9 protein-coding genes are annotated in these 9,802 nt (G+C 61.0%); 5 read left to right on the forward strand and 4 right to left on the reverse strand.

Annotated elements, in window-relative coordinates:
• Positions 1-230: 230 nt before the first annotated feature.
• Entirely contained in the window at positions 231-719 is a 489-nt protein-coding gene (locus tag VEK15_06500) for a hypothetical protein (GenBank protein HXV60327.1), read from the reverse strand.
• 1,573 nt (positions 720-2,292) lie between these two features.
• On the opposite strand from VEK15_06500, the gene VEK15_06505 reads away from it, so the two are divergent.
• On the forward strand, positions 2,293-2,448 hold the full coding sequence (locus VEK15_06505) for a hypothetical protein (GenBank protein HXV60328.1): 156 nt from the start codon (positions 2,293-2,295) through the stop codon (positions 2,446-2,448).
• Positions 2,449-2,590: 142 nt separating this feature from the next.
• Positions 2,591-2,986: a RidA family protein gene (locus tag VEK15_06510; GenBank protein HXV60329.1), complete on the forward strand. Its 396-nt coding sequence runs from the start codon at positions 2,591-2,593 to the stop codon at positions 2,984-2,986.
• Positions 2,987-3,008: 22 nt separating this feature from the next.
• Here VEK15_06510 and VEK15_06515 read toward each other — a convergent pair whose 3' ends face one another.
• The 3 genes from VEK15_06515 to VEK15_06525 form a co-directional block, all read right to left on the reverse strand.
• Complete coding sequence (locus VEK15_06515) at positions 3,009-6,026, reverse strand: hypothetical protein (GenBank protein ID HXV60330.1); 3,018 nt, start codon at positions 6,024-6,026, stop codon at positions 3,009-3,011.
• A gap of 68 nt (positions 6,027-6,094) precedes the next feature.
• Positions 6,095-6,964, reverse strand: a complete 870-nt coding sequence (panB, locus tag VEK15_06520; GenBank protein HXV60331.1) for a 3-methyl-2-oxobutanoate hydroxymethyltransferase — start codon at positions 6,962-6,964, stop codon at positions 6,095-6,097.
• Complete coding sequence (locus VEK15_06525) at positions 6,961-8,373, reverse strand: aminotransferase class V-fold PLP-dependent enzyme (GenBank protein ID HXV60332.1); 1,413 nt, start codon at positions 8,371-8,373, stop codon at positions 6,961-6,963. The genes panB and VEK15_06525 overlap by 4 nt, the downstream gene beginning before the upstream one ends.
• A gap of 372 nt (positions 8,374-8,745) precedes the next feature.
• Between VEK15_06525 and VEK15_06530 the strand changes: the two genes are divergently transcribed.
• The 3 genes from VEK15_06530 to VEK15_06540 form a co-directional block, all read left to right on the forward strand.
• Positions 8,746-8,994 (forward strand): UPF0175 family protein, encoded by a 249-nt coding sequence (locus tag VEK15_06530; protein ID HXV60333.1) that lies wholly within the window; start codon positions 8,746-8,748, stop codon positions 8,992-8,994.
• The gene (locus VEK15_06535) at positions 8,991-9,491 is read left to right on the forward strand and encodes a DUF3368 domain-containing protein (GenBank protein ID HXV60334.1); all 501 of its coding nucleotides are present in this window, start codon (positions 8,991-8,993) and stop codon (positions 9,489-9,491) included. The genes VEK15_06530 and VEK15_06535 overlap by 4 nt, the downstream gene beginning before the upstream one ends.
• A gap of 94 nt (positions 9,492-9,585) precedes the next feature.
• The coding region (locus VEK15_06540; protein HXV60335.1) for a P1 family peptidase at positions 9,586-9,802 on the forward strand (217 nt) is incomplete at its 3' end.

The raw sequence follows: 9,802 nt of genomic DNA on the forward strand, positions 1-9,802 counted from the left end.
GCGGTCGAGCCATGTCCACCTTCTACGGGTGGATCGGCGGCCGTCTGGAACGAGTCGAAAAGATGGTCATTGATCTCGGAGTCTCGCAGATCCCGTGCGCGCTGCATAACATTGCCGCTCATCGGCGAGCGGCCCCAACGAACCACGCACTAAGAACATTCTAAGATGGACGGGCCGACCGTCCGCTGCAACGGCGGGTTAGGCGATCCCGCCGATCTCGCACAGCACCGCTATCGGCAGTTGTTGTACTCAAGGGTGTCCTTTCTCAACTCAACGATCACAGCGAGACATTCAAACCTTTTCTTCTGAAGCGACGGAACCTCAATTGCGCGAACGGCTGCTTCCCGTTGGGCGAATGCTTGAGTAAGGTCACCGCAATTACCCGCAAGACTGAAAAGCCCACATGCGAAGTCTATATCGGCAATTGTTCGAAGAACTCTCTCTGCATTCTTGTTGAGTGCGTCCCCCAGAGCAAACTCAAGCTCGTTGGCCGACCCGGCATCGCTCGCGGCGAGGAGCCGGTTGGCTACTTCGAGCCACGGCAGGCTCGCATCTGCAATTCGATCCAAGAACGGTGTCCACTGGGCATGATCATTGTAGAGCGCAAGAAGAGTTTGCTTTGGCCCGTTTTCGTCGATTTGGCTATGAAGCTCCTCCGCCGTCGGCAACTGCCCGGTACGCATTGCTATTGTCGCAACAAGCAAGAGTGATGACACCATTGCTGAATCGCCTAACGCTCCGGTTCAGCGGCGAGGCCAGCCTGCAGTAAAACACGATTCTCAACGAAGGTGTTGTCGGTTACTCGAACTCCTGTTGCGGATTGAAGAAGGCCACGTCCGCTGCAAGCGCGTGAGTTATACAGCCTGTAGGAACTCATTCTCTTGCGCACGAGACTCAATCGAGCCTCTTCCGTACGTGTGGTCGGAGAGGAAGGCCGCAACTCATACAACGTTGAGTCCACGCGCGGGCCCAATACCAGGTTCTCATATTAAACTGATTCCCACATCTGGGGCATGGCGAGAAATAGTTGTGAACAACCACCGAGACGAGGTATGCAGCGATCCAAATTTTGGAGAAGATCGACGGCTCCAGCCCCGGAATGAACGAAGCGGCGTACCCGACGGGAAGAAACAAAAGTATGAGCGCCCACATCACGCCTCGTTTCGCCCGAATTCGCCACAGACCGCGACGTTCCTCGGCTGTAACCTGCGTTATCGAGCCCGGCCCGAGGACTGTCTCCAGCATCAGGTTACGTGCGTGCCATAGAGCTGGAGACGTGAACGAAAGCGACTGTTCCAGGGGGCTGTATCACGCTCGTCTTCAGCGGCGTGGCCAGTCGTGTGGGTACAGCACCGCTCTGCCCGAGGGCTACCACCCAGATTGCCTGCGACTCTGCGAACCGGAGACGAAGGCCACGTCCGCTGCAAGCCGAAGTTATGTGCCTTCATAAGTTCGGACGACGTCAGGGACTCAATACAACGCCTGTGCAATCATGACACAACCGGCGAAGAGCCACGCACAACCCAGAAACGGGACGCAGAGTAGCCTGAAGACCGTGCTGAGTGTCCATGGTGTTGGTCGCCCACGAAAAAGCTTCCAGACTGTAACCGAGACGACCACCGCCGAGAAGCTGCTGGCCCACATTAACAGCGATGTGACGGGCACAGAGAACCACAGAATAGCTGAAGCACCCACCTCCCAGGTCCACGACAGCTCCGCTTCCGTAATGGATTCAACTGTGGAAAAGATGACGACCGTAACCGTTCCCCACGCGATGGCTGGCACAGCTGGCCAGGAACAAGCAAGCGAATCGAGCCAAGTCAGTGACTGGGGTTCGCTGTCCGGTTCAGCTGTTGTGTACATAACTTAAAGATAAGGCGAGATTCGGTTGCCGATCTCGGCGTACGGCGCGCTCTCGTATTTCATATGCGCTTCGGCTCCTGCGAGGCAACACGTTGGAACGCTCGTGATCGGGTGTGAGGGCGAGGTGCTAATAAGAGATATCCTCGCTTGAGATGATTCATAGCCAGATAATAAGAGCAATTAGCCGGGTCCGATCCCGTCGCCTTCTTCTCGTCTTCATGGTAACCGGGGGGAGCGCATGGTATCAAAACGTGTCATTCAGGGGGCTTCGCATGCGGAAGGGCCGACGCGGGCGAGGTGGACGTAGATCATCCTTGTCTCGAGGTCCTTGTGGCACAGCTTCTGCTAGGGTCGGTGTTCAATAGAATCTTTGTGACACTTACCGAATCCCGCGCGCCTTGCGACACGCGGACTCGAGAAAGAGCACGAGTGGCTGGCGTTCTTCATCCCGGGGGCATCGTCAACGATCACCGCGGAATCCTCCAGATCGAGAGCGAAGAAGGGAAGGGACCACCCGCACGAATCGTTCTGCCGCTCGAGGACGCTCGAACGAGCAGCGCCGGACAGGCAAGCGCCGAGCACTGAGAATTCCCGAGAGGCTCGTATTCCCGCAAGTCGGGACGATTGACGTTCACGACTGACGCCGAGGCGACGTGCCTCGATGCCACTCCTCGATCGTCGTTTTGTGATAAGTCTCCTGAAAATTCCACAAACGGAGGTTCGACTCATGCAGCGCACTCCCGTCAACCCATGGGACTGGTCCCTACAGTACGGCTTCAACCAAGCCGAGGTCGTCGAAGGCGCGAAGCGCTTTTTGATTTGCTCCGGTCAGACCGCGATCGACGGTGAAGGCAAGTCACAGCACAAAGATGATTTGAAAGCTCAAGTGAGCCTTGCGCTCGATAACCTCGAGGCCGTCTTGAAAGGGGCGGAAATGAGCTTGTCCAACATCGTGCGCCTCAACATCTACACGACGGACGTGGATCAGATGCTTGCCCATTGGGACGTACTCGTCCGCCGCCTGGAGTCAGCCGGGGTGAGACCCGCCATGACGTTGCTCGGTATCAGCCGCCTCGCCTTTCCCGAGCTGATGGTGGAGATGGAAGCCACCGCGGCAGACTGAATCGAAGCGAATCACAGCGTCCTTATCGACCCATCCCTTCCGAGGACATCGTCTGCACTTCGGGCTCGAGCTGCGCCATCGCGTCGCTCAGGAACTGGATCTGGGCGCGCTGATCTTCCGTCGGCGCGCCGGTCCAGCCGATGATCTGCTGATAGAGGTTCTGGATGCGCCGCCGCAGCTCGCGGACGAGCTTTCGCGTCTTCTCGGCGTCTTCGGCTTCCTGAGATTCCAATTGCTTCATCCAGCCGTTCACCGCCCGATAGTTGTCTCCTAGCTCGAGGAGAGTACGCGTCCAGGAACGTCTTTCCGCCGCCGCGACCGTGATCCGCGGGTCTTCCTGAACCCGAAGCTGCTGCTCGTACGAGCGGTCCGCGACCGTCAGGCGGACGGTGTAATCGCCGGGAACGACCCAGGGACCGTCCGGCCCCTTCGGCATCTCGCCGAAGTCATCCGGCTCCTCTCCGAGCGGGTCGGGCAACTTGGGGTGGCGGAGATCCCATATGACCCGGTTGATGCCGGCGTTCGCCTTCGTTTCGAGACGGCGAACCTCGTGCTCATCGGCGTCGATGACCGCGAGGGATATCGCATCTTCCGGAACCTTGCGTGCCAGGTAGTAGTCGATGATCGCCCCGGCGGGTGGGTTCTCTCCTTCGAAGACCATATCTCCCGACTCCGCCTTCTCGCGCACGTAGCGGATCATCTCCGCCGGCTCGATGGTGAACAGATGTGCCTCGGAAGCCAGGACTTCGGAATTCAATTCCTGGAGCGCGTTGACATTATCGAGGATCCATATGCCCCGCCCATGGGTGCCAAGCACGAGATCGTTGTCTCTGGCGTGCACGACGAGATCGTTGTGGGCGAGGGTCGGAAGATTGTTCCTGAGCTCGACCCAGTGCCCTCCTCCGTCGATCGTCACGAAGAGCCCGATCTCGGCGCCGAGGTACAGTACGTCTGGATTTCGCGGGTCTTCGCGCACGGTGCGAAGCACTCGGTCCGCCGGTAGATCGGCCACGATCGAGCTCCAGCTCCTTCCCGCGTCGGTCGACTTGTAGAGGAAGTTGCGGTAGTCGTCGTTTCGATAGTTGTTGACGACGACGTACACGGTCTCCTCCTCGAAGCGAGAGGGCTCGATTCCCGAGAGCCAGGCGTTCGGCGGAACGCCGGGCAAACGATCGCCGATTGTCTCCCAGCTCACGCCTCCGTCTCGGGACCGCGCCAGGTTGCCATCATCCGTCCCCACGTAGAGGAGGCCCTCTCGCAACGGGGATTCGGCAATGGCGGTAGTCGTCGGATAGAAGGGGATGCCGTCGTCGAGGGACGAAGTCCGTTCGGTGGGTGTCTGGCCCATGATGGTGAGCTCGCTGCGGACGGTGCCGGTGGTGAAATTCCCGAGCGACACCCAGGACTGGCCTTGGTTCGTCGTCTTCCACAGCTCGTTCGTCCCCGCGTAAACCGTCGAGGAATTGTGGGGTGAGACGAGGAACGGACCGTCCCAGTTGGCAGGGGTCAACTCCTCCCCGAGAAACGGAAAATCCTCACCCGTTCCCCAAACATCCCAGTTCCGTCGCGATTCGATCCACCCGGTCGTGTTGCCCGGGCGAATCTGCTGCTTCTCGTTGATGCGCAGGTCGACCCGGGTGAGCCCCAGATACTGGGACTCCGCGTAGACCATGTGCGGCTCGGAGGGATCGACCTCGTTGAGAAATCCGTCGCCCCCGCCGATGCGGATCCAGTCCTCGTTCAGGATTCCCTCGGAACGATAGGTGGCGCTCGGACCTCTCCAGCTGCCATTGTCCTGGAGACCTCCGTAGACGTTGAAAGGCCTTTGCATGTCCACGCGCACCCGGTAGTACTGGCTGACGGGAAGGGAGGCAACGAACAGCCAGGTCTTGCCGCGGTCGTACGAGATCGCGAGGGCGCCGTCGCTGGCCTTGATGAGATGCCGCGAGTCCTTCGGGTTTACCCAGACGTAGCGGTCGTCGGAGTGAACCGACTGCTTCGGAACGGTGAACGTCTTTCCGCCGTCGTCGGAAAAGCTGAAGGCGTTCTCCATGTAGATTCGCTGGTCGTCACTGGGATCCACGAGGATCTGGCTCGCGTACATGGGGCGCGGATTCCAATCGCTCATGTGCACGAAGCTTTCGCCACGGTCCTCGGACCGGTAGATTCCGGCGAGCCGCTCTTCGTAGGACGTCGAAGCCGTGTATCGCAATCCCTGCTCGATGCAGACGTAGACGATGCGCGGGTCTTTCCGGTAAACGGAGATCCCGATCCGCCCGTAGTCGCCATCGGGCAGGCCGTTGCGCAGCTCTTTCCAGCCCCTTCCCGCGTCGGTCGACTTGTAGAGGCCGCTTCCCGGACCGCCTCCGTGAAAGCCGAAAGGCTTTCTCTGTCGCTGGTAAGCGGCGGCGTACAGCATGTCGGGGTCGTCCGGATCCAGGGCAACGTCGACGACACCCGTCATGTCGTCGATGTAGAGGATCTTGCTCCAGCTGAGCCCGCCGTCCACGGATTTGTACAGCCCTCGCTCTTCGTTGTTCCCCCACAGGTGGCCCATCGCCGCGACGTAGACGACGTTTTCATCCGTCGGGTGCAAGACGATCCGCCCGATGTGGTGCGAGTCTTGAAGCCCCATGTTGGTCCAGCTCTCGCCCGCATCGGTCGATTTGTAGACGCCGTCGCCCCACGACGAGCTCTGACGGTTCGCGCGCTCTCCCGTGCCCACCCAGACGATGTCGGGATTCGCCTGGTGAAGGGCGATGGCGCCCACCGAGTGGGTGCCCTCGTTCTCGAAGACCGGCTCGAACGTGACCCCGTTGTTGCTCGTCTTGAAGACGCCGCCGGTCGCGGAGGCGGCATAGAAGACGTAAGGATCCTTCTCCACGACGGCAATGTCGACGAAGCGGCCGCTCATATTCGCCGGTCCGATGTTCCGGAAGCTGAGCCCCAAGAGCGTTTCGGATGTGAGCTCCTGCTGGGCGAAGAGAAGCGGCGTCACGGCGATTACTGCCGCGATCGAAGACGCAACACGTGGCCACATGGTATCCACCCTCTTGGCCGATGATGTTATGGGCGATGCTCGAGGTAAGCAAGCTCTCGCGCGCTCCCTCATGACGTCAATGTCCCGGCCATGAGTGCCCTCTGGACTGCCTCGAGCTCCCGTTCCTCGATTCCGAACGTGTTCTCGTTGCGAGGAAACTCATGCTGCGTCACTTCGCGAACGTAGTCCTCGAGGCCCTCCCGGATGAGGCGTCCCGCATCGGCGTAGACCTTCGCCATGCGAGGGGCGAAGTCCGGGTAGAGCCCAAGAACGTCGTGGAAGATCAACAACTGTCCGTGGGCATGCGGGCCGCTTCCGAGGCCGATGATGGGTACGGAAGCGCGCTCGGTCACCATCCGGCAGATCCGATCGGGCACGAGCTCCATCAGAATCGAGAAGGCTCCCGCCTGTTCGACGATGCTGGCATCCTCGACGATGCGAATCGCCGCGTCCGCCGTCTTACCCTGCAATCGGAAACCGCCCAGGGCCGACGCGCTCTGAGGGGTCAGACCCAGGTGAGCCATTACCGGGATGCCGGCCCGTTCGATCGACTGGATCCTGTCGGCCATCTCGCGCCCGCCCTCGAGCTTCACCGCGTCCGCTCCCGTCTCGGCGATAAGGCGTCCCGCGCTCTCGATCGCTTTCTCGTTCGAAGGCTGATAGCTCATATAGGGCATGTCGATCACGAGCCAGGAGGTGGGGGAACCACGGTGAACGGCGGCGCCGTGACGGATCATGTCTTCCATCGTCACCGGAAGCGTGCTGGGATAGCCGAGCATCGTCATGCCCAGGCTATCGCCGACCAGCACCATGTCGACGCCGGCCTCTTCGACGAGATGGGCCATCGAATAGTCGTAACAGGTGATCATGGTGAGCGGCGTTCCCGCAGCCATCTTCCTTCTCAAAGCCGGTAGCGTGACTTTCTTCCGGTCTGTCATGGGTCTTCTTCTCCTTCGCGGTCGATAAGCCGAAGCTCGCGCCGGCGCTCGCTTTGAAAACTGGCGACTCGCTCGGCGCTAATCTGCCTGAAGTTCAGCAGTGCCCACTCGAGGCAGTCGATGAGGTCGTCCGTCGCTTCGAGGCCGATGCCGAGCCGCACCAGTCGATCCACGCCCATGTCTCTCACCTCCTTCTCGGGCGTGAAGTACTCGGACACCGTGCGGTGGTGGTTGACCTTGGTGACGAGACCATCGAAGCTCAGGGCGTAGCGCGGGACACGGGTCATGGCCAGGACGTCGCAGAAATGGCGCGTCGAGCTCTCGTCGGCATCGTGCAGGCGAAAGCTCACCAGAGAGCCGGGGAGGCGATAGTCGCGTCGCACGATGGCGGCGTCGCGGTGGTTGGGAAGCGAGGGGTGGTGGACTTCGCTCACCTGCGGATGCCGCTCGAGAAAGGCGGCCACCTCGGTCGCCGCTTCGCAGCGTCGTTCGAAACGCCCTCGCGCCTCGTCGAGTTCGCTTTCGATGTCTTCAGCGCGACGCCAGTCCAGGATGCCCCCTCTCATGGCCTGAAGGTCCATGACGTCGTTCATCTCTCGAGCTCGATGGGACGCGATGTACCCCCATAGGTTGCGATCCCGTCCGTCGAGGGCCTTGGTTCCGCTGGCCACCACGAAATCGACGCCCCAGTCCAGCAATGGCGCCTTCGTCCCCCACGGTGTCGCGATGGTATTGTCGACAATGAGATGTAGCCCGGGGTTGCCCTTTCGCGCGCCCGCGATCCGCTCGACCAGACCGGGAACGTCGACCGCCCGCATCAGTGGGTTCGAGTAGGTCTCCACGAAGACGATGCGAGTTTTGTCCGTGAGGGCGCGCTCTAGCTCCAATTGAGACGCCTCTTCGACGAGCCTAACCTGGCCCCCCTGTCGCTCCGCGAGGCGTTTCAGATAGGTTTTCGTCTTGTTGTAACTGCCACGGGCGACGACCGCCTCGGTGTGCGGCTCGAAGAGGACGTCCATCAAGAGCGCGCAAGCCTGCATGCCCGAGTCGGTGAGCACGACCGAGGTCGCGTTCTCGAGATTCTTCACTCTTGCCAGAAGACGCTGTGAGCTCCTCGAGCCATAGCGGGCATAGACCGGAGGCAGGCTGGACCAGCACGCCTCACCGAGGAAGCTCCGGCGCGCCTTTTCCTCCTGCCAGTCGACCATCGTCTGAGAGCCGAGAAGGTCGGTCGGGACGCTCTCGCCGTGGGGGTGGAGGAACGCACAACGATGGCGCCGAATGCGCGCGTCCACCGCTTCATGAAGTTTCCGGGTTGCGGCAGTCATCATCTCGCGTTCGGGCATTCCGCCAATGGGGCGTTCCACGGCAACGGGTCGATGGCGATGGACACGGTCAGAAGTCTTCACGGTACCTCCCAAAATCAAAAAAGCCCCGACACCCTTCAGGGTGCGGGGCTCCGTTCCTACCGGTAAGCTATGGAGACGGGCCCCACCTGCGCATGATGCAAGTCCACATGCGGGTCGTCAGGTGAGGCGTCGCTTCGGAGCGCGCGGGGTAGGTGTCGAGGCCGAGCATGCGAAGGCGTAGTATAGGCCAGGAGCTCTGGAGCCGCCAAGCGTTTCTTTTCGACAGGGAGGCTTCGCAGTCCGTGCAGGACGATAGACGCCATCTGGTCCTTTGGAAAACACTTCACGGTGACTGACCGGCGTCAAATTGAGGTACCGACCCGAACCAATTGCTAAAATGGGGAATAGGACCGATGCAAGAAAGGACGCCCCTTGATCGAGATCAAGATTGAGGTTCCTGAGGGCGCGCTCGCCTCCCTCAACGAGTCTCCTGAGAGCTTCCCCCGCGAGCTTCGCCTCGCTGCCGCTGTCAAGTGGTACGAATTGCGGCGCTTGTCCCAGGCCAGGGCCGCCGAGATCGCGGGTCTGTCCCGAAGTGAGTTCCTCGAAGCGCTGGGGCGGCTCCAGGTTTCTCCGTTTCAGTACACCGCCGACGAGCTCATCCAAGAAGCGCTCGGGTGAGTGAAGTTCTTGTCGTCAACGCATCGCCCCTGATTGCGCTTGCGAAGATTGGGCGAATCGACCTGTTGGAGAAGCTCGCGAGCGCCGTGGTCGTTCCCGAGTCTGTGGTCGGGGAGCTTGTGGCCGGGCGCGTTGGCGACCCCGCCAGAAAAGCAATTGAATCCGGCTGGGGTCAGCGGGCGCGGGCTGAGCGAATCCCCCTCGAGATCACTGAATGGAGCCTTGGCGCCGGCGAAAGTGAGGTTCTTGCCGTGGCTCTGTCACGGCCAGGGGCGGTCGCCGTTCTCGACGACGCCCGCGGCCGGAGCTGCGCCAAGACGTTGGGAGTGCCGGTCGTGGGAACCCTCGGCCTGATCCTGAAGAGCAAGAGGGTTGGGCACATCGCATCCGCAGCGGAGCTTCTCCGCGCTCTTCGCGATGGAGGCTCGTACCTCGACGACGCGCTCATCACCGCTGCTTTGGCGGTGGTGGGGGAGAGCTGGGATCGGCGCGCCTGAGGCGGCTATCAACACGGCAAGAGTGTTGAACCCCCTGTTCTCGAAGGCCGGTCGAATTGACGGGTCATTGGGCGCGGTTTAGGCTCCGCCAATCATGAGGAATCTCATCGTCTCGCTCATCGTCATTGCCTCGCTCGATTCGTTGGCGCTCGGTCAAACCCGTGCCCGCGATCTCGGAGTGCCCTTCGAAGGCTCTCCGGGCGAGCTCAATGCCATCACCGACGTCGCCGGCGTCGAAGTGGGTCACACGACACTCATCACCGGCGAAGACGTTCGCACCGGAGTCACCGTGGTTCTCCCCGACGGACGTC

The organism is Vicinamibacteria bacterium (assembly GCA_035620555.1).
GTDB lineage: Bacteria > Acidobacteriota > Vicinamibacteria > Marinacidobacterales > SMYC01 > DASPGQ01.